This window comes from Catellatospora sp. IY07-71 (genome assembly GCF_018326265.1).
GTDB lineage: Bacteria > Actinomycetota > Actinomycetes > Mycobacteriales > Micromonosporaceae > Catellatospora.
This window is the reverse complement of sequence record NZ_AP023360.1, coordinates 3,462,798-3,482,922: the sequence shown is the minus strand read 5'-3', so window position 1 is coordinate 3,482,922 and position 20,125 is coordinate 3,462,798. Positions and strand designations below refer to the sequence as shown.

The 20,125-nt window shown below is 72.3% G+C and carries 17 protein-coding genes and 1 pseudogene; 6 read left to right on the top strand and 12 right to left on the bottom strand.

Annotated features, from left to right (window positions below):
* Positions 1-126: 126 nt before the first annotated feature.
* Complete coding sequence (locus CS0771_RS15950; RefSeq protein WP_212841715.1) at positions 127-801, bottom strand: TetR/AcrR family transcriptional regulator; 675 nt, start codon at positions 799-801, stop codon at positions 127-129.
* Positions 802-1,182: 381 nt separating this feature from the next.
* Between CS0771_RS15950 and CS0771_RS15945 the strand changes: the two genes are divergently transcribed.
* Positions 1,183-1,683 (top strand): DUF6326 family protein, encoded by a 501-nt coding sequence (locus CS0771_RS15945; protein ID WP_212841714.1) that lies wholly within the window; start codon positions 1,183-1,185, stop codon positions 1,681-1,683.
* Between the two features lie 218 nt (positions 1,684-1,901).
* Here CS0771_RS15945 and CS0771_RS15940 read toward each other — a convergent pair whose 3' ends face one another.
* The 5 genes from CS0771_RS15940 to CS0771_RS15920 all read right to left on the bottom strand — a co-directional run bounded on the left by CS0771_RS15940 (position 1,902) and on the right by CS0771_RS15920 (position 6,669).
* On the bottom strand, positions 1,902-2,474 hold the full coding sequence (locus CS0771_RS15940; RefSeq protein ID WP_244870818.1) for a TetR/AcrR family transcriptional regulator: 573 nt from the start codon (positions 2,472-2,474) through the stop codon (positions 1,902-1,904).
* Positions 2,471-3,052, bottom strand: coding sequence for a sugar O-acetyltransferase (locus CS0771_RS15935; protein ID WP_244870817.1), 582 nt, complete (start codon positions 3,050-3,052; stop codon positions 2,471-2,473). Before CS0771_RS15935 ends, CS0771_RS15940 begins: the two co-directional genes overlap by 4 nt.
* A 68-nt stretch (positions 3,053-3,120) precedes the next feature.
* Positions 3,121-3,324, bottom strand: coding sequence for a hypothetical protein (locus CS0771_RS15930; RefSeq protein WP_212841713.1), 204 nt, complete (start codon positions 3,322-3,324; stop codon positions 3,121-3,123).
* Between the two features lie 244 nt (positions 3,325-3,568).
* Complete coding sequence (locus CS0771_RS15925) at positions 3,569-5,908, bottom strand: FtsX-like permease family protein (RefSeq protein ID WP_212841712.1); 2,340 nt, start codon at positions 5,906-5,908, stop codon at positions 3,569-3,571.
* On the bottom strand, positions 5,905-6,669 hold the full coding sequence (locus CS0771_RS15920; protein WP_212841711.1) for an ABC transporter ATP-binding protein: 765 nt from the start codon (positions 6,667-6,669) through the stop codon (positions 5,905-5,907). The genes CS0771_RS15925 and CS0771_RS15920 overlap by 4 nt, the downstream gene beginning before the upstream one ends.
* A gap of 108 nt (positions 6,670-6,777) precedes the next feature.
* Here CS0771_RS15920 and CS0771_RS15915 point away from each other — a divergent pair, with 108 nt between their 5' ends.
* Together CS0771_RS15915 and CS0771_RS15910 are read left to right on the top strand one after the other, a co-directional pair.
* Positions 6,778-8,007 (top strand): sensor histidine kinase, encoded by a 1,230-nt coding sequence (locus tag CS0771_RS15915; protein WP_244870816.1) that lies wholly within the window; start codon positions 6,778-6,780, stop codon positions 8,005-8,007.
* Positions 8,001-8,636, top strand: coding sequence for a response regulator transcription factor (locus tag CS0771_RS15910; protein ID WP_212845855.1), 636 nt, complete (start codon positions 8,001-8,003; stop codon positions 8,634-8,636). Before CS0771_RS15915 ends, CS0771_RS15910 begins: the two co-directional genes overlap by 7 nt.
* Positions 8,637-8,662: 26 nt before the next feature.
* Here CS0771_RS15910 and CS0771_RS15905 read toward each other — a convergent pair whose 3' ends face one another.
* Positions 8,663-9,484 (bottom strand): helix-turn-helix transcriptional regulator, encoded by an 822-nt coding sequence (locus CS0771_RS15905; protein WP_212841709.1) that lies wholly within the window; start codon positions 9,482-9,484, stop codon positions 8,663-8,665.
* A gap of 100 nt (positions 9,485-9,584) precedes the next feature.
* Here CS0771_RS15905 and CS0771_RS15900 point away from each other — a divergent pair, with 100 nt between their 5' ends.
* Positions 9,585-10,181 (top strand): cupin domain-containing protein, encoded by a 597-nt coding sequence (locus tag CS0771_RS15900; RefSeq protein WP_244870815.1) that lies wholly within the window; start codon positions 9,585-9,587, stop codon positions 10,179-10,181.
* Positions 10,182-10,268: 87 nt separating this feature from the next.
* Here the strand turns inward: CS0771_RS15900 and CS0771_RS15895 are convergent, their stop codons facing one another.
* From CS0771_RS15895 to CS0771_RS15880, 4 genes and pseudogenes are all read right to left on the bottom strand, one after another.
* Complete coding sequence (locus tag CS0771_RS15895; RefSeq protein WP_212841708.1) at positions 10,269-12,434, bottom strand: CHAT domain-containing protein; 2,166 nt, start codon at positions 12,432-12,434, stop codon at positions 10,269-10,271.
* Positions 12,435-12,764: 330 nt separating this feature from the next.
* Positions 12,765-13,395, bottom strand: a pseudogene (locus CS0771_RS15890) (ATP-binding cassette domain-containing protein); the annotation flags it as partial.
* Positions 13,396-13,542: 147 nt separating this feature from the next.
* On the bottom strand, positions 13,543-14,046 hold the full coding sequence (locus tag CS0771_RS15885; RefSeq protein ID WP_212841707.1) for an SPW repeat protein: 504 nt from the start codon (positions 14,044-14,046) through the stop codon (positions 13,543-13,545).
* A gap of 335 nt (positions 14,047-14,381) precedes the next feature.
* Positions 14,382-14,642, bottom strand: coding sequence for a hypothetical protein (locus tag CS0771_RS15880; RefSeq protein WP_212841706.1), 261 nt, complete (start codon positions 14,640-14,642; stop codon positions 14,382-14,384).
* Between CS0771_RS15880 and CS0771_RS15875 the strand changes: the two genes are divergently transcribed.
* Both CS0771_RS15875 and CS0771_RS15870 read left to right on the top strand, forming a co-directional pair.
* Positions 14,637-14,939 (top strand): DUF3427 domain-containing protein, encoded by a 303-nt coding sequence (locus tag CS0771_RS15875; protein ID WP_212845853.1) that lies wholly within the window; start codon positions 14,637-14,639, stop codon positions 14,937-14,939. The genes CS0771_RS15880 and CS0771_RS15875 overlap by 6 nt on opposite strands.
* A gap of 598 nt (positions 14,940-15,537) precedes the next feature.
* A complete protein-coding gene (locus tag CS0771_RS15870; protein ID WP_244870814.1) occupies positions 15,538-17,031 on the top strand; it encodes a GGDEF domain-containing protein in 1,494 nt (497 codons plus the stop codon).
* A gap of 27 nt (positions 17,032-17,058) precedes the next feature.
* On the opposite strand, the gene CS0771_RS15865 is transcribed toward CS0771_RS15870, so the two are convergent.
* Complete coding sequence (locus CS0771_RS15865; protein ID WP_212841705.1) at positions 17,059-20,043, bottom strand: tetratricopeptide repeat protein; 2,985 nt, start codon at positions 20,041-20,043, stop codon at positions 17,059-17,061.
* Positions 20,044-20,125 lie beyond the last annotated feature (82 nt).

Below are 20,125 nucleotides of genomic sequence, written 5' to 3'. Positions count from 1 at the left end.
GGGCCAGGTCCGGCCGGAAGCTCGACCCGACGCTCACGGCGGCCACCGCCAGGAATATCAGGACGTAGCCAGTCGGGATCGTGGCGAACGCGAGGACCGACGCGACGATCGCGGCGATGACCGTCGCTATGCGGAGGCTCTCAGCGGCTCCAGGGCGGCCAGGATGAGGTCGAGGCCGAAGATGAACTCCTCCGCCGGGTCGTAGCCGGCAGCGACGAGCGCCGCGGCGGACTCGTTGAGGTAGGGGAACTCGTCAGGTGGAAGCTGGGGCAGGAAGACGTCCTCGGTCATGTCCGTGAACTCGTCGGCGGTGTCGAACGGCAGGCTGGCTTCCTGCAGGGCGAAACCGTAGACGTAGCTGTCGAGCAACCAGTTGGCGTGCGTCGCCATCAGGACCGGGAAGCCGGCCCTCCGCAGGCAGGCGGTGACCGCTTCGCGGTGGCGGAGGTTCGCGGGCCCCGGCGATGTCCGCGACTCCATCAGGCTGATCGCCCACGGGTGGCTGGCGAGAACCTGCCGGGCGGATACCGCCCGCCGTCGCATCGCCGACTGCCAGTCGGTGCCTTCGGGCGGGAGCTCGATCTCCTCGAACACGATGTCGATCATGGCGTCCAGCAGCTCTTCCTTGTTCGCCACGTAGTGGTAGAGCGACATCGCGCCCGCGCCGAGCTCGCCGGCCAGCCGGCGCATGCTCAGCCCGTGGACCCCCTCGCGGTCGGCGAGCCGGATCGCCTCGACCACCACCCGTTGCCTGCTCAGCCCCGCGTCTGACGCGACCTGGCGTTTGTCCCTCGCAGACACGGGTCTCCTCGCTCGCTGGCTCGAATGGCTTGACAATCGTCCAGCCCGCATTCATGGTACAGCGTACGACCGTAGTACAGTGTACGAAGTACGGTGTACGAATCAGCGAGGGTCGCAGCCCGGCCGTGAGGAGGCTTCTGTAGGAATCGAACAGCGATCGAATGCCCGAGCACACCTGGTGCCCGGGGGCGAGTCCCGCCGGGGCGACGACGATGCGGGTCGCCGTCCAGCACCGCTGCCGCCCGCCCACAGTGCTCGAGTCGTCCAAGGTCGGGCTACCGCTGCCCGGTCGAGGCGATGCGCTCGTCCAGGTGGGCGCGGCCTCGGTACATCCCTGCCGCCACTCCGGCGGAGGAACCGCTCTTCGCGAAAGAGGAACCGATGACCATCCGAACGAGAACCCCGAACCCGCTCGACAACCCGCCGATCCCCGTGCAGGCCAAGCTCGCCGCCGCATGGACCAGCTTCATGTTCCTCTACATCTACGTCGACTACTTCCACCTCCACAAGCCCGGCGTCATCGACAACCTCCGCGCCGGCGTCGTCTTCGAGTTCGACATCAGCCCGACGTTGTTGACCATGATGCTCGCGTCCGTGGCGATCCCGGCCCTGATGGTGATGCTCTCCATGGCGCTGCCCGCCCGGGTGAACCGCGCCACGAACCTCGTCGTCGCATCGCTCTACATCCCCTACTCGGTGGTCAACGCGGCAGGGGAGTCCTGGAACTGGGCCTTCTTCTACGGCCTCTCCATCGGAATCGAGGTGCTGCTCCTGGCCTTCATCCTGCGCTCCGCCTGGAAATGGCCTCGGACCCCCGCCGTCCCAGCCGGTCCCGCGACGACCGACCTTCGACCGGTATCCGTGCAGAGTCCCACGGCGTGAAGCCCGCCGCCGCGGACACCGGGCCGACCGCGACCAGCTCAGTCGCGGTACACGCAGAGAAACCTGCTGACGAACGGTCCGGCGTCCGCGCGGGGGCTCACCGGCCGGTGGCCGACGCCCGCGGTGGGGACCCTGCTGCCGGCTGGTGGGTGTCCGGGCGCGCGAGCCCGGACACTGCGATGCCGCGTCGCGGCAGCCCCTGCCCGGGGCGGTCGCTGTCAGCGCAGGTGCCGGTCGATCGCGTGGCGGATCTGCGCGGGTGTCATCGGGTCGGTGGACAGGGCGCTGTGCAGGACGAGCCCTTCGATGAGCGCGTCGAGTTCACGTGCGGTGGTGGGGTCGAAGTGGACCTCCAGCGCCTGCCGGCTGCGCTGCATCCAGGCCTGGGTCACGGCCCGCAGGGCAGGCTTGCGGGCCGCGGCGGCGTACAGCTCGACCGCCAGGATGAGGTCCTGCGGGGAGCCGAGCAGCGCGCCGGTCACCAGCCCGGCGACGGCATCGACGGCCGATGCCCGGTCCGGGGCCGCGCGCAGGTGCTGGTCGAAGACGGCGGCGACCCGGTCGGCGTGGCGGGTGAACGCCTCGGCGAGGATCTCGTCCAGCGAGGTGAAGTGGTAGGTCATCGAGCCGAGCGGCACGTCGGCGGCGCGGGCGATCTCGCGGTGCGTCGTGGCGGCGACACCCCGTTCGGCGATGACGGCCAGCGCGGCCTCGATCAGCCGGTCCCGGCGGTCGGGGTCGTGCCGCCGCGGCCGCCGTGCCCCGGGCTCCTGCGGGTGGGGCGAGGTCACGCGGTGGTCGCTTCGATGGTCCGGATGACGCGGGCCGGGTTGCCGACGGCGACGACGTTGGCGGGCAGGTCGCGGGTGACCACGGCCCCTGCGCCGACGACGGTGTTCTCGCCGATGGTGACTCCGGGCAGGACGATCGCCCCACTGCCGAGCCAGACGTTGTCGCCGATGGTGATCGGCTCGGCGGCCTCCCACTTGTCGCGGCGCAGCTGCGGGTCGATGGGGTGCGTCGGGGTGAGCAGCTGCACGTTGGTGCCGATCTGCACGTCGTCGCCGATGGTGATCGGGGCGACGTCGAGGGCGACCAGGCCGTAGTTGGCGAAGGACCGGGCGCCGATCCGGATGTGGCGGCCGTAGTCGACGCGGATGGGCGGGCGGAGGTAGGTGTCCTCGCCGACGGCGCCGAGCAGCTGGTGGAGCAGGTCACGGTGGCGGTGCGGCTCGTTGACGGAGGTGGCGTTGAACGCCTCCATCAGCTCGGCCGCCCGCCGCATGTGCCCGCTCAGCTCGTCGTCGGCGATGTACAGGTCGCCGGCCAGCATGCGTTCGCGCATCGAGCGGCCGTCCTCAGCAGTCATGTGTACGAGCGTACACCGTTATGTACGTCCGTACACATGACTGCCTCGACGGGCCGCCGGACGGGCCGTCAGGGCAGGCCCAAGATCCACAGGCCGATCCCGCCGCCGATGAACGTGGTCAGCAGCTCGGTGACCCCGATGCCCGCCCCGGCGTCGGTGCGGGCCCCGGCGGTCGCCGCCACGAAGGCCGGCCAGTTGGCGCGTACCCAGTCGGAGTGGCCGCGCTGGTGCCAGTCGTCGTCGCGGCCGTCCAGACCGAGCGTGCCGCCCACGAACCCCTACCGCCCGAGCTTGGCCGAGGGCTGCCCGCAGGGCCAGTTGAACGCCGAGCCGGGCAAGCGAAGCTCTCGGGCTGGCGAAGCCACGTCGAGTCGGCAAAGCCAGTCGGGTCGGTGAAGCCCAACGGTGACGAAGCCCGGTCGGGTGACCTACCGCAGCGCGCCCGTCGCCAACGCGGATCGTGCCCGCCGCCGCCCGGGCCGGTTTCTCCGACCCTGGCGGCGGCGTGCCCGCGTCCTACCCGGACATGGCGCGGCGGGCGGCCCGCCGGGTGGCGAGCACCGCCGCCGCGACCGCGAGCGCAGCCGTGGCCAGCATGGTCGCGGTGGTGACCGGCCAGTGCAGGCGCAGCGTGACGGGTGCGCCGACCTCCTGCTCCAGCCCGGCGGCCATGCCCAGCAGCGGCGGCACGGTGACCGCCAGGCCGAGCCCGGCACCCAGGGCCACGACCAGCAGTGTCTCGGCGGCGGCGTAGCGCAGCAGCTGGCGGGTGGTGGCTCCGGCGCGGCGCAGCACGCCGAGGTCGGGGCGGCGGCCGTCGGCGGACATGGCCATGGTGTTGGCGACCGCGATGCCGGTGTAACCGACCGACAGCGCGATGAGGACCGTCGCGAACAGCCACAGCAGCCGCCCGTCTTCTGCTCCCTCCCGCTCGGCGTACGCCTTGGCGTCGAGCACCTCGACGCCCGGGTGCCCGGCCAGCGCCGCGGGGTCGGCGCCGAGCAGCGACGTGGCCAGCGCCGAGGGGTCGTGCTTGCGGACCAGTTCCTGGGGCAGGATCAGGTCGTCGTCGACCTGCCCGTCCGGGGTGATCTCGCCGATGGTGAGCCGTTCGGTGTGACCGTCGGCGAACCTAACCGTGACCGTGCCGCTGGCTCGGACGCCGACGGCGTCGGCGATCCTGGCGGCCATGCTGGTCGGCCCGCCGGTGGTGCCGAACGCGGCGACGGACAGGTCGCCGGCGTACACCCGGGTCGGCAGCACCGACCTGCCACCTGTGGTGACGGCGGTCGCGGGCAGGCCGGGGGTGCCGTCGGGCACGGCGATCGTCAGCCCGGCGAGCTTGGCGGCCTGCCCGGCCGGGTAGGCCTCGCGCATCGTGGCGACCATCCCGGACAGCAGCACCGCGAACCCGATGGTGGCGATCACGGGCGCGGCGGTGGCGGCGGTGCGGCGTACGGCGGCGAGCGTCTCGGCGCGTACCAGCATCGCCCCCGCGCCACGCGAGCCGCGCAGGGGCAGGCCTGCCAGCCGGATCAGCGGCGGCAGCAGCACCGGTGCCAGCAGCGCGGCGGCGGCGGTGAGGGCCATCGCGGCGAACAGCGCGGAGTTGACGCGGTCCTCGGCCGCGGCCGTGGCGGTGCGGGCGGCCAGGAACCCGCCGAGGGCCAGTGCACTCCCGCCGAGCAGCCAGCGCCCGAGCCCCATTGCCCGCGCCTCCACGGATGCTTCGCGCAGCGCGGCCATCGGCGGCACCTTCGCCGCCCGCCGCGCGGCCGCGTACGCGCCGGTCAGCGCCACCCCGACGCCGACCAGGACGGCGGCCAGCACCGGCAGCGGCTCGGGCCGGATCCGCAGGCCGGGCTCGGCCAGGCCCCAGTCCGCGAGCAGCCGCGCGGCGGGCACGGCGGCGGCGACGCCGAGCAGCGCCCCGGCCAGCCCGCCCGCGCCGCCGACGAGCAGCGCCTCGCCCATGACCATGCGGCGGATCTGGCGCGGGGTCGCGCCGACGGTGCGCAGCAGGCCCAGCTCGCGCCGCCGCTGCGCGATGCTCAGCGCGAACGTTGACGCCACGACGAACACGGTCACGAACACGGCCAGGCTCGCCATCGCGATCAGCAGCTGGGTGCCCAGCCAGCGCGTCTTCGCCGCCTGCGCTGGTTCCAGCACGGCCCGCCCGTCGCCGGTGGACACGGTCGCGTCCGGTGCGGCGGCGCGGGCGGCGGCGGCCACTGCGGCCGGGTCGGCATCCGGGTGTAGCAGCAGCCCGATGGCCGCCACACCGGGCGAGAGTCTGGCCGCCGCCTCCTCCGACACGTAGACGCCAGGCCCGTCGACCAGGCCGGTCACGGTCACCTCGGCGGGGCCGCCGCCGGTCAGCAGCGTGGTCCGGTCCCCCACCGCGAGCCCCGTCGCGGCACCGGCGGCCACCTCGCCGTCGGCATCGGGGCCGGTGCCGTCCACCAGTGGGTACGCGCCCAGCGCCGCGCTGGCCCAGCCGTGCCCGGCGCCGGTTTCCTCCGGGTCGCCGACCGGCCTGCCCTCCACGACCAGCTGCGCGTAGAAGGTCCGGTCGGGCACCGCCGCCGCGACGCCGGGCAGCACGGCCAGCCGCCCGGCCAGCGCCTGCGCCTGCTCGCCCGGCCACGGCCGCACCCCGTCGCCGACCCCGGACGCGTCGGGCAGCACCGGTCCGTGGACCAGCACGGGAGCGGCCGACAGCCGCTCGGGCGGGCGCGGCTGCGCCGACGCGTACACCAGCAGGCTCATCGCGATCAGCGCGACGCCCAGGGCCAGCCCGGCGAACGTCCCGGCCAGCGACAGGGCCCGGCCCCGGACCGAGGCGACGGTGATCATCGCTGCTCCAGCCGGGTCATCAGGGCGGCGATCTGCTCGGCCCGGCCGGGCAGCCGCGCGGGCCCGCCCAGCCGGTCGGCGATCCGGCCGTCGCGCAGGAACACCACCTCGTCGGCGTACGAGGCCGCGACCGGGTCGTGGGTGACCATCACGACGGTCTGCCCGTGCCCGTCGACGGCGGCCCGCAGCAGCCCCAGCACCTCCCGCGACGCGGCCGTGTCCAGCGCGCCCGTGGGCTCGTCGGCGAACACCACCTCCGGGCGGGTGATCAGCGCCCGCGCGATGGCGACCCGCTGCTGCTGCCCGCCGGACAGCTCACTCGGCCGGTGCGCGGCCCGGTCGGCCAGGCCCACCTCGGCCAGCGCCGCGCGCACCGCCGCGGCGGCCGGGCGGCGGCCCGCCAGGCGCAGCGGCAGCTCCACGTTCTGCGCCGCGGTCAGCGATGCGACCAGGTTGAACGCCTGGAACACGAAACCGATCCGGTCCCGGCGCAGCACCGTGCGGCGCTGCTCGTTCAGCGCGCCCAGGTCCACGCCGCCCAGGTGCACCGTCCCGGCGGTGAGCCGGTCCAGGCCGGCCGCGCACTGCAGCAGGGTCGACTTGCCGGACCCGGACGGGCCCATGATCGCGGTGAAGGTGCCGGGGGCGAAGCCCAGCGTCAGGTCGTCGAGGGCGACGACGGCCTGGTCGCCGTCGCCGTACACCCGCCGGGCGGCGGTCAGCCGGACCGCCTCGGCCACCGGGGTATGTGTGATCGTCATGTCGACCAGTCCACCCGCACAGGCGCCCCAGCACATTGGCGTGCACGGGACAACAGAGGTAGTGCGCGCACTACCGTCACGAGATCAACGGCCGGGTACCGTCGAGCCGTGCACGCGCGAACCGCCTGGCAGGCCCTGGCGCAGCGGCCGCTGCGGTTCCTGACCTCGGCCTGGCCGTGGCGCTCGCTGGCGTACCTGGTCTCCGGGGTGCTGCTGGGCGGGCTGGTCGGCGCGGTCGTGCTCACCCTCGCCGCGGCCGGGCTCATCCTGCTGATCGTGCTGGTCGGCGTGCTGCTGATCCTGGCGCTGCTGCTGTCAGGCGTCTACGTCGCCCGGTTCGAACGCTGGCGGCTACGGCTGGTCGACCTCGACCCGGCACCCGACCCGCACCGGGCACCCCGGCAGCCGGGCGTGCGGGCCTGGGTGGACACCCGGCTGCGCGAGCCGGCGACCTGGCGGGAGCTGGGCTTCACGGCGCTGTCGCTGGTCGGGCTGTGGTGGATGGACCTGGGCATCCTGTTCGGGGCGCTCGCCGTGCCTGTCATCGTGATGTTGTCGCCGGTCGACGACACCGACGTGTGGGGCCTGTTCTTCCTCGGGCTGCTCCTGCTCCTGCCCGCCCCGTACACGATCACCGCGTGGGCCGGGGCCCGCGCCGCGTTCACCCGGGCCGTGCTCGCCCCGCGCGACGACGAACTCGGCGCTCAGCTCAGCGAGGTCCGCGCCTCCCGGGCCCGGCTCGCCGACGCGTTCGCGCTGGAACGCCGCCGCATCGAACGGGACCTGCACGACGGCGCCCAGCAGCGGCTGGTCTCGCTGAGCGTGCAGCTCGGCCTGGCCCGGCTGGACGCCGAGCCGGGCTCGGCCATGGACCGGCACCTCGCCGGGGCGCAGGAGCAGGTGACGCTGACCCTGCGGGAGCTGCGGGCGCTGATCCGCGGCGTACACCCGCAGGTCCTCACCGACCACGGGCTGGCCGACGCCGTCGGCGAGCTGGCCGGTCTGTCGGCGGTCCCGGTGCGCGTCGACATCCGGCTGCCCCGGCGGCTGCCCCCGGCCGTCGAGGTCACCGCGTACTACGTGGTCGCCGAGGCGCTGGCCAACATCGCCAAGCACAGCGGCGCCCGGCAGGCCGAGGTCACCGGCCGCCTGCACACCGACCTGCTCGTCCTGGAGATCCGCGACGACGGCACCGGCGGCGCCGACGCCGCCACGGGCAGCGGGCTGACCGGCCTGGCCGACCGGCTCGCCACCCTCGACGGGCGCATGCGGCTGTCCAGCCCGGCGGGCGGCCCCACCCTGCTGCACGTGGAGGTGCCGTGCCACTCCGGATCGTGATCGCCGAGGACAGCGTGCTGCTCCGGGAGGGGCTGATCAGCCTGCTGGAACGCTTCGGGCACACCGTGCTCGCGGCCGTCGGGGACGCCCCGGCGCTGGTCACTGTCGTCACCGCCGAGCGGCCCGATCTGGTCGTCACGGACGTGCGGATGCCGCCCGGCCACACCGACGACGGGCTGCGCGCCGCCGTCGGGCTGCGCGAGACCGACCCCGGCCTGCCGGTGCTGGTGCTGAGCCAGTACGTCGAGCAGTCCTATGCGGGCAAGCTGCTCGACTCCGGCGACGGGCGCGGCGTCGGGTACCTGCTCAAGGACCGGATCGGCGCGGTCGCCGACTTCGCCGCGGCCGCCGAGCGCGTCGCCGCCGGGGCGACCGTCGTGGACCCCGAGGTCGTACGCCAGCTGCTGCGGCGGCGGCAGGATCCGCTGCAGCGGCTCAGCCCGCGCGAGCGTGAGGTGCTGGCGCTGATGGCCGAGGGGCGGGCCAACGCGGCCATCGCCCGGGACCTGTTCGTCACCGAGGCCGCCGTCAACAAGCACGTGAGCAGCATCTTCGCCAAGCTGGACCTGCCGGCTGCCGGTGACCAGCACCGGCGGGTGCTGGCCGTGCTCGCGTTCCTCCGCGCCTGACCTGCACCGCTGCGCGGTCGCGGCACTCAGGAGGGTATGTCGCCGTCCAGGTCGGGAGCGGGCACCTGGAGCACCATCAGCAGCTCGGGCTCGTCGACGAGGCGGAGCTGGAACACGTCCACGGCCGTGTCGGCCGCGTCGCCGTGCAGGACGAGCCGCGCCGCGCGGAAGGGCCGCACGTCGTACTCGGCCCACCACTGCGCGAACTCAGGGCTCGCCTGCCGGAGCAGGTCCACCAGGTACGCGTACCGCGGGTCGCCGGGGTGCTCGCCGGCTGCGATGCGGAACTGGCTGAGCACCGCACAGGCCGCGGCCGTCCAGCGCGCGCCCAGGGCCGCACGGTTCGGCTCGTGCGTGAACATCATCCACAGCATGTTGCGCCGGTCCGCCGGGAACGTCAGCGGATCGACGCGGCGCTCGGCGTACGCCGAGTTCCACACCAGATAGTCGAAGTAGCGGTCGTAGACGACGGCCAGGACGGGGCCTTGGGCGTCGACGAGCCGTTGCAGCCGTCGGTGCGGCCGGGGCTGTGGCGCCCGGCTCATCGGTATGGGCCCGGCCAGGCGGCGCAGGTGCTGGTGCTTGTCGTCGTCGAGCCGCAGGGCGCGGGCGAGAGCGTCGACGACCTGGCTGGACGGGGTGACGTCGCGGCCCTGTTCGAGCCAGGTGTACCAGGTGAGGCTGACGCCGGCCAGCTCGGCGACCTCCTCGCGACGCAGCCCCGGGGTGCGCCGCCGCCCGGGATGCAGATCGGGCGTCAGGCCCACGTCGGCGGGTGTCACCGCAGCCCGCATGGTGCGCAGGAACAGGCCGAGTTCGGCTCGGCGCGCCGCTGCTGCGTCGTTCATGGACAGTCCCCCGGTCTCCGCCGGAGACTAGCAGTTTCTGTACCAGGACCAGGCGTCCGTGCCTCGATAACGTCTCCGTCGAGAGATCGAGGATCCATCGATGACGCGGGCGAATCTGGTCGTCGGCGACGGGTTCGAGATCCGCGTTCTGATCCGACCCGCCGCTGAAGGGACCAAACCGATGACCGAAGGACTTCTCCTACCGCCCGGTGCCGGCCGGCCCATCGCGGGCTCCGGCATGACCCTCAAGGTCGGCGCGGACGAGACCCCCACCTGGTCGATGTTCGAGACCGTCGTCCTGCCCGGCTTCGACGTCGGAGCCCACTTCCACCACCACGCCGAGGAGCTGTTCTACATCCTCGACGGCGAGCTGGACCTGCTGGCGTTCCGTCCCCGGGCGGGGTCGCCGACCGCTGCGGGCGACTGGCGCGGGTGGGAGTCCGACGACGGCGCCAAGGTGTTGCGCGGCGGCCCGGGCAGCAGCATGTTCGTACCGGCGGGCGTGCCGCACGCCTTCTTCAACCCGGGCCCGGCGCCGGCACGGATGCTGTTCCTCGTCACGCCCGCCGGGCACGAGGTTTATCTGCAGGAGCTGGCCGACCTGATCGGCGGCGGCCGGCCGGATCAGGCCGCGATCGCGGAGCTGCGGGCGCGGCACGACATCCAGCAGCTCACCCCGCTCACCCCTCGGGCGTGACCGACGCCTGGCGGGCGCTCGCGCGGCCACGCACGCGGTCGCGGCGGTCGCCATGGGACCACCCATGGCCTGATGCAGGCGGCACGCTCAGACCGTACGCGCCGGAAAGCCGTGCACCGTCAGCCCTTCCGCGGCCGGTTCGCCCGCACGGCGACCGGATCTGACCGCCGCCGCGAAGGGCACACCCGCGGCGAACCGTGCGTATGCGTCGGCCAGCACCCGGCCGGCGGCCAGGTCGTCGATCGCCCACAGCCCGCCCACGACCAGGTCCGCCCCGGCCGCGAGGCAGCCGACCGAGGTCGCCACGAAGTCGGGAGCCGACGTCGTCTGCGCCGACCAGCAGCTGCCCAGCACCACGATCGGCGGCAGCGCCAGGCCGAACACCATGGCGGGCGTCGCCTCGCCGTCGGGCAGCATCATCCGGTACTCCGCGCCGTCCGCCGGGCTGCCGTGCACCCCGATAGTCAGCAGGTCGTATCCACCAGCGGCCAGCTCCGCACGCAGCTTGTCGAAGGTCCGCACCCGTTCGAACTCGATCAGCCCGGCCTCGCGCAACCCGGTCAGCGCCGCCAGCTCCAGCCTGACCCCGGGTAGCGCATCGTCGAAAATCCCGAGTATGCGAGGCCGGGCGCCGAGCAGAGGGCAGGCCGGCCGTTCACCGCGGCGGCGCATCAGCGCTCCCACCGACGGGCAGGTGTAGTACTCGGTGATCGACTCGGGCAGCAGCTGGGACCATGGCAGCCGCGAGGCCCGGTGGTTCGGGATCACCACGACGCGGGTGGCCACCGTGTCGCCGATCGGCAGCAGCCCCGCCACCTTCGCCAGGCCGGTCCGGACGTCGCGGGCGGTGACCAGCTCGATGTCACGTGCGGCGGCGCCGTCGCGTCCGGTGTCGAGCCGCGCTTTGAGTTTCGCCGTCCACGTCCGGCCGGTCGTGGTGTCCAGCCCGGCACCCAGGAAGACGCTCTGCTCCTGGTCGGTCCCGGCGTTCTCGTCCGTCGCGGGGTGCTCGTCGATCCAGACGAACACCGTGCCGGGGAACGCCTCGGCGAGCGCGGTGACGTCCACGTCGTCGGTCGGCCCGAAAGGGATGTCGCAGTACGCCGTCCCGACGGCGGAGTCCGCGACGGAGATCGGCGTGGCACGTACGGCAGCGCCGTCACGGCATTCCGCGCCGAGTTCGGCGACCCGGATCGCGGTCGTGCCATGGGTGCCGTCGAGCAGATGGATCAGCAGGCGGGCCAGGGTGCCGTCGAGGTCGAGGATCCGGCGTGCCCGCACGGCGTGCGACTGATGCGCCGTCGTGACGAAGGCCCGCACGGCCCGCTCGTCGTGGCCCTTGCCGAAGGGAATCCGGAGGTATGCCGCCTGGACGAGCTTCGCGGCGCGCACGTCCTCGGCCAGCGGCGACTCGCGCAGCGCCTGGAGGTAGCCGTCCCATTCGCCGGGGTCGAGCTGAGGGAGGTCGGCGACGCCGGCAGTCGCGGACGGGAGCGGCACCGGTGCGCCGAGCAGTAGCTCCTGGGCCCTGCGCCGCAGCTCGGCGGCGTGATGGTCGGCCGGGTTGAGGCGTACTAGGGCTCCGGCGGCGAACACGGCGGTCTCCGCGGCGTCCGTGCGGCGGTCTCCGCTCCGGCTGCGCACCGCCCGGGCCAGGGAGATGTCGATCGCCTCAGCGACGACGCCCGGGTAACACGCCTCCGCGAACTCCACCAGAGACATGACGAAGCCGTTGCCCGGGGTGAACTGGGCGGACCGCAGGGCGATCAGTACGGGCTGGGCGGACCGTACGCCCACTCGCTTCCATTCGTGGAGCATTCCCCAGACCACCGGGGCGATGTCGCGCTGGTCGGCCATCATGTGCGTGGTCAGGGTGAGCGCGCTGGACAGCGGGAAGTGGAATCCGGGGCTCAACCGGCTGTCGCCCGTCCAGCCGGCCTCGCTGCGAGCGACGTTCATCCACCGCGTCCGGTCGCCGCCGTTGCCCAGCGCCCGGTGCCCGTCCGCGATGGCGAGGAGCAGACTGCCTCTGACCGCGCTGATCATGCGGCTGTCCGTATCGGGCGAGGGCAGGCCCTCGTAGACCGATTCGCAGTGCCGCAACGCCGGGAGCGACACCGGCTGCCGCGCCAGGATCCGGAACAGGTCCGCCATGGGCCGCAGCGTGCGCCGTTCGTCGTCGGTGAGCGTGTTCAGGTCCTTCGCACCGGTGCGCCCCAGCAGCATGTCGCCCAGCTGTGAGAAGAGGCCCATGGCGTACCCCGATCGCTTGTCGGCATCCCACGCTGGCGTGGCCGGCATTGTCCTGCGGTGACACCGGTCGGCCCGGCTTCCCGGACGATCAGTGGCCGTTCTTGTACTCCGCGACGCTTTTCGCATGAGCCCAGGCCGGCCGGTTCGTGCTCGGCCGGGTGCGGTGCCGCCTCGGTTGACTTCGATTCACCGAGGCGGCGACACCCTGACGGACAGGATTCAGTCGCCCGGAGTGGCCGGGAGACGCAAAACGATCGTGGAGCCGACCGTGAGACCACCCTCGTGGTGGCAGGTGGCTGCGAAACGACCACTCCGCACCACCCAGGTGGATCAGACGGGGACCGTCGGCCGACAACGGCCGACGGCAACACGAGTGCTCACTAGAGAGCACTCGACTGCAACGGAGTGCTCGTAGAGCCGGTCCAACAGCGCCCGCAGCGTCTTGGTGCCTCCGTCGCCGGGCAGGGCCAGCGCCTCGTCGTCGCGAGCGGCTTCGGGGAAGGCCCGCGCGGCGTCGTCGAGTTCGGCGGCCGGTGGTGAACCGCAGCCGTACGTGGGTGCCGGGGATCTGGCGCTTGAGCTCGTCGGGGGTGCCCTGGGCGACCAGGCGGCCCTGGTCGAGCACGGCGATCCGGTCGGCGAGCTGGTCGGCCTCCTCCAGGTACTGGATGGCGAGGAAGACGGTCACGCCGTCGGCGACCAGGTCCTGCACGATCGACCACATGGTGCGGCGGCTGCGCGGGTCGAGGCCGGTCGTCGGCTCGTCCAGGAAGATGATCTGCGGGTTGCCGACCAGCGTCATGGCGAGGTCGAGCTTGCGGCGCATGCCGCCGGAGTAGGTCGACGCGGGCTTGCCCGCCGCGGCGGTCAGCTCGAATCGTTCCAGCAGCTCCGCGACAATCCGCTCGCCGTTGCCGGTGACGGCGCGGTTGAGGTCCGCCATCAGCCGCGCCTTCGTCCGAGCCGCCGCAGACGCCGGAGCACCACCTGACGACAGCCCTGTCGGCTCTCACAACCAGCACCAACAGAAGCGAGGCATCACCACGGTGATGCCTCGCTCTGAGTGGACCATCTGAACCTGTCTGGTCGCGTCCTCAACGCGGCAGCCTCAGGCGGGACCGGTCCCCGGCCACTGGCGCTGGTCACGCATAGGGTCGGTCGGCACTGCCGGGACCCTGCGGCTCGCCACGCCAGCCCTTCGCCTGCCCAGCATCATCATCGCGATGGTGCACGCCAGGCCCACCATGCCGACGATGACGTTGCTGACGATGGCGCCCACACTGGGCGCAGGTCCGCTGACCAGCCATGGCGCGAAGATCGTCCATGCGCTGATGACCGGGGCGACCCAGGCGATCCGGTGCGAGCGCCCGTACATGGTGGCGAAGCACAGGGCCAGCACCGCGAGGGTGACACCGGTGAAGACGTTGTTCACCGTCAGGCTGTTGTGGCTGGTGAACCCGACCACCCAGGGCGAGATAGCGAGGTAAAGACCGGTGAGAAGGGTGAGACCCTCCACCACCTGCGCCGTCGGAGTTTCGGCGGCTTCCTCGTACCGTAGCCCCAACGTCGCAAGATCAGGATGCTCATCGATGGAAGGAGTTCGTACGGTCATGATCAGTGACCCCGCCTAATAGAGACTTCGACCTTCAAACTGGTGCATAACGACTGTTCGGCATGCCTCCGCTCTGAGACTGGCCGGTGACGGCGGAACCCGTCATCCGACCGCCGGTGCCCATCGGCTCGGCGTCCTCTTCCGAGCGGTCCGGTCGCGTTCAAGCCATCACCGGCCAGCCCGTGACCTGGACCAACGCCCTGTGATGCGCAACTGCCGATGTTCCCACGCCGACACCGAGCTAAACGCCTGGAGCTCAAGAGCACCGAACCCGCCCCCGCCGTACAGGTGGACCCGGCGGCGCGCCCCACCGTACGGGCCGGGGCGCGCCGCCGTCATACGCCGCTCAGCAGAGCCGTTGCAGCCCGACCGCGCGGGGCGCCCAGCATCGGGCTGGGCAGGCCAGGGCGGTCCTCCGGCTGGGCGGCCTCCACCCGGTGCGGTTCGGCCAGCAGGGCGAACGAGTCGCCGTCCGGATTCACCCGCATGATCACACCCGGGTCGGGCAGTTCGAGTCCCGATCCGTCCATGCCCGGCGCGGTCCAGCTCTGCACGACGGTCACCGCCGCGCCGCGCACGTGTAGCAGACCCTGCACCGCCTCGCCCGCGACTATGCGCTGACGCCCGAACTCTTCCACTGGGAGTCACAGAACAACACGTCAGAGCGGACGCCGGTAGGACTGCGCTACCAGAGCCATGTACGCAACGGCAGCCACGTGCTGCTGTTCACTCGCGAGGCCAAGTCGACCGACGCCAACCATCCCAAGCCTTACGTGTTCCACGACACCGCCACGTACGTCGAGCATCGCCGCGACAAGCCGATGGCGGTCACCTGGCGGCTGGCCGAGCCCATGCCGGAGGAACTGTTCCGGCGGGCTGCCGTCGCCGCATGACGCACGTAACCCCGACGCTGTCGACGTCAATCCAGTTGATCTAGCGGCTGATCATGACCGAACGATGGCTGGGTGAGATCAAAGGCATCAACCTACCCTCACCTTCCTACGCGCCAAGCGAGAGCAGGCGCAGCGGCTGTCTCAGCGATCCTTGCTACAGATCCGGTCGGCAGCGCTTACCGACCCCGAACCGCCGTGAATGCAGATGTGGCCCTGACCGGGGCCAACGGCCGAGCGCCGCTCTGCGCATCCTCAATGAGTACGGCCCACACGGAGTGTGTCCCTATCCGCGCAGGTAGAGCATTGGTGGGACCTGAGGAACTCATTACCCAGGAGCGACGAAACCCCGTCCAAGAGGCTCCCCTAGGCGGCTCATCTGGATCTTCGAGAAGCTCCGGCTGCTCCCCGACGTACGCCGGCCGGTGCACGAACGGCTCGACGCGGAGCGCACGCGGCAATGCCGACAGGGGCCCGGCCGTTGCTTATCCGGTTCGAGCCTGACGCCGGACAAAACCGGCATAATATTTTGAGGTGCGACAGGGGTGAGGGGATTTCAGCGCAGGAATAGTTCCAGCGACGGTCGGCATGGAGGAACCTGATGCCGCGGCTGACTCTGGTGCTCTACCTAGCTGCCATGCTTGCAGCGCTAGTAGGGTTCTTCCTCGCTGCACCTGACGGCTTGGTCGCCGTGTTGTGGCAGGTGGCCGTCGGCTACTTGGCGACCACGGCGATCCTGGTCGGCGCCCGGCGCAACACCGACGACCGGGCAGCCTGGTACTGCTTCGCGGTGGGGATCTTCGCCAACAGCACCGGACTCTTCGTCGAGGCCATCGACGCCGCTCTGGTCCATCCGACGGGCCTGCCCTCGGTGCCGTCGCTGGCGGACGCGTTCTACCTGACCCTCTACCCCGCCTTCGCGCTCGGGCTCGCCCTATTGATCCGTAAGCGTGAGGCCCGGCGGGACTGGGGAGCGCTGGTCGACGCGACCATGGTCGTCGCGGGACTCAGCCTGCCCGCATGGATATTCATCATCGCACCGAGCGCCGGGGACCCGACCTTGAGCATTCCCGGACACCTGGTGAGCATCGCCTATCCGGTCGGCGACCTGATGCTCGCCGCGATGCTGATCAGGCTGCACCTAGGCGCTCGCCGCCCTCGTCCTCGCGCTCTGTGGCTGATGAGCGGATCGCTGGCGGCGTTCCTGTGTGCCGACATCGCCTGGGCCGTCCTCCACGTGCTCGGGCAGTCACCCGACGACACCACCCGCCGCCTCATCCAGGTGACCTCCATGCTCGCGTACACCCTGATCGGTGCTGCCGCGCTGCACCCGTCAGCCCGTCAGATCGGCGAACAGGACCAGCCCTTAGCCGCTCACCTGAAAATTGCCACGATCTGCCTGTTCACTGGCGCGGCGCTGATCGCTCCAGCGCTGTTGATCTTCCAGGTCGCCCAGGGTCGGGTGACCAACGGGCTCGCCATCGCCGTGGGCTGCATCGCCATGGTCCTGCTGGTAGCGACACGGATGTCGCAACTGATACGGCGGCTGGAACAGCAGGCGACGACAATCCGGGAGATGTCGCACACCGACGAACTGACCGGCCTGCCCAACCGCCGGGCCTGGACCATCGAGCTGCCCCGGGCCATCGAACGGGCCCGCCGCGACAGCGTCCCGCTCTCGGTGGCCATGCTCGACATGGACCACTTCAAGCTCTTCAACGACACCCACGGACACCCGGCCGGGGACAGGCTGCTCACCGTTGCCGGCGCTGCCTGGCAGCGGCGGCTGCGCGAGGTGGACTACCTGGCCCGGTACGGCGGCGAGGAGTTCCTCGTCCTGCTACCCGACGCCGACGGTGTCCGAGCAGGGCAGGTGGTCGACCGGCTACGCAACACCACTCCCCTCGGCCAGACCTTCTCCGCAGGCATAGCGACCTGGGACGGCCGTGAGACCTCGGATGAGCTGGTCGCGCGAGCGGACAGCGCTCTGTACGCCGCCAAGCAGGCCGGTCGGAACCGGACCGTACTCGCTCCGTCGCCGGGGGCAGATCTGGCCGGTGAATACCCTGCGACGGCGAGCGACCCGTCACGGTGATCGGATGGTCACCGCCTGCGCCGGTGTTCACTCCGTAGGACCGTGTCCCGACACCGCCACGATGCTGTCGCGGGCCAGCACCGCCCCCCAGCGTGCCGAAGCGGTCGGCGCCGGCAGGCCCAGCTCGGCCATGGCCGCCGCGTACCGGTCGTACCCCCGGCGGGCCTCGCCGTACCGGCCCGCGTCCAGGTGCACGGTCACCAGGTCACGGTGGGACTGCTCGTCGTAGGGGTCGTGGCTGAGGATCCGGAGCAGGTAGCGCACCGCGTCATCGCAGTCCCCGGCCCGGCGGCTCAGCTCGGCGAGGACCCGGGTCACGTGCAGGTACACCGCGCGGGCCTCCTCCCGCAGCGCGTGCAACCAGGTGTCGTATGGGTCCCCGGCGAACACTTCGGCGTAGCCGGCCTCGGCGGCCCGCAGCAGTGGGCCGGCCTGGTCGGATGCCCCGCGGGCGTGCAGGCGCAGGCCGTGCCGGGCGTCGTCGAGGAAGGCCTCCACGTCGATCACCAGCCGGTCGAGGTTGAGTGCGAGGTTGCTGGCGTCGGCGGTGATGAAGTGGTCGGTGGCGGCCCGCCGGCCCGGGTCGAGCACGCCGCGGAGGATGGACAGCAGTGCGGCCAGCCGGTGGCCGACCTTGTCGGCCTCGTCCGGGGTGGGTTCCCAGAGCAGTTCGGTGAGTTCCTCCCGGGACGTCGGGCGCCCGCGGCGGGTGATCAGGATCCGGAGCAGGTCGCGGGCCTTGCGGGACTGCCAGCTCGCGGCCGGCACCGGCTCGCCGTCGACCAGCACTCGGAACTGGCCCATCACCTGGATCTGCACCACCGGACCGTCCGCATCCGGCACGACCACGTGCAGTTCGGTGAGCCGGCCGGTGGCGAGGCGGGCCTGCGACTGCTCGTCGGCTGCCGCGCCGGGCAGCCGGCCGAGCGCGACCCGGACCAGGTCCGCGTAGACCTCGGCGCCGGCGTCGCGGTGGATGGCCAGCGCCTCGCAGTACGCCTGGCGGGCCTCGCGCGGGTCGGTGCTGGCCGCGCCGCGCAGTTCCAGGGCCTCGGCGAGGCCGCCGGCGTCGCGGTGTGCCCGGGCGGCCGCAGCCGCGCTCTGGGCCCAGTCGACAGCGGTGGCGACATCGCCGGCGGCGAGCGCCACCCAGCCGTGCGCGAGCTGGGCCGGACAGAGCAGCGGGCCGGTGGCGAGCTCCAGCGCCCGGGCGGCGTGTCCGGCTGCCCGGTCGGGGTCTTCGGCGGCGAGGGTCCGGGCCAGGCCGGCCAGGGCCGGGATCAGGCCCAGCCGGTTCTCGTCCTCGGCCGCGATGCGGGCAGCTTCCTCGAAGGCGGCCAGCGCCTGGCTGGTCCGGCCCCGCAGCCGATACAGGATGCCGAGCCCCGACAGCGGGTAGGAGACCTTCCTGGAACCGATTTTCTGGTACGCGGCCACACAGCGCTCATACGTCGCGACCGCCTCGTCCAGCCTGCCGAGCTGGGACAGCAGGCTGGCCTGGTTACCGAGCCCGAGGGCCAGGATGGCGGTGTGCCCGATCCGGTCGGCGGCGGTCACCGCCGGGGTCAGCACCGCGAGCGCATCGGCGTACCGGGCCTCGCGTTCCAGCGCGACGGCCAGGTTCGTCCGGATCCGGATCGCCTGCACCACGTCACCGGCGGCCTCGGCCAGAGCGAGGGCCCGCTCGTAGTGGTTGTGCAGGGCCGCCTGGTCGCCGTCGAGATTGGCCACCAGAGCCAGCGCCACGTACGCCGCCGAGCGGGCCCGGGGATCCCCCGTCGCCTCAGCCGTCCGATGCGCGCGGTGCGCGGCCGCCCGGCTCGCGGTGGCGTCCCCGGCCAGCCAGTGTGCCGCCGCGGTCCAGGCCAGCAGTTGCGCCTCGTCGGCCGAATCGGCGCCGGTGAGCCGGCCGCGGCGGAGAATGACCAGGGCGTCGCCAGCGGTGCCCGCGTAGTACAGTGCGGCGCCGTACCGCCACGCGAGCCCGGCAGGCAGCTCCTCGGAGCCGTCGTCGAGCGTCGCGTACGTGTCCACGGCGGCAGCGGTGTCACCGGTGATCGCCAGCGCCTCGCCGAGCAGCAGGGTGAGCCGTTCGTCGCGGTGGCCGGCGGGCAGGGACCGGATCGCGGCGGCGACGTCCACGGCTGCCCCGCCTGCGAGCAACGCACTGCCGGACCCGCTGAGCAGCGCCGCGCAGCTGTCGGGGTCCTCGGCGGCCAGATGCAGGCGCAGGGCTTCGGCGGACCGGCCATGCCGGACATGCCAGTCGGCGGCTGCCCGGAGCACCCGCGGCCGGGCGGGGTACTGGGCGCGGACCACGGCGGCGAGCAGCGGCACCAGCCGGTACCACTGGTGGTCCGGTGTGGTCGGAACGACCAGGCCGAGCCGCGCCAGCCAGGCCAGGGTCCGCTCGGCGTCGCGGTGGCCCAGCTCGCGGGCCATCGCGGGGGAGACTGCCTCGATTCGGGCGCAGTCCGCCACCAGGCGCCGGGCGACCGTCGACAAGGGAGCCAGCACTTCGGTGTCGACGTACTCCGCGATGGGGTTGCCGGGCATGGCCAGCTGATCGGGTCCGACGCGGCTGCCAGCCAGCGCCGCACCGGCCAGCAGCACCAGGGCCGGCCAGCCGGCCGTCAGCTGGTGCACGTGCGTGGCCTCCGGCTCGGCGATGCCGTGCCGCTGGTGAAGCAGCCGGATCGTGCGCTGCCTTGACAGGGCGAGCCTACCCGGCCCGACCTCGACCGGAACGCCACCGGCCCACCGCAGGATCCCCGGCGTGGGCGGCTGGCGGGTCAGCAGCACCAGCCGGGCAGTCGGTGGCGGGCGCAGCGCGGGCAGTTCAGCCGCGAGGTGCAGATCGTCGATCACGACGACCGGTGCCGTCGACGCTTGATCATCCCATGTCGATGGACCCAGCCAGGTGTGCTCGGCATCGCCGAGCCAGGACCGGACCGCCGTCGTCTTGCCATAGCCGGCCGCCGCCAGCACCACGGTAAGTCGACCAGTCAGCATCACTTGCCCCCCGGTGGGCCGACCCTGAAAGAAGAGTGATCCCACCGTGACGGCTCGCCGGATGCTGAGGAAGGCAACAGTC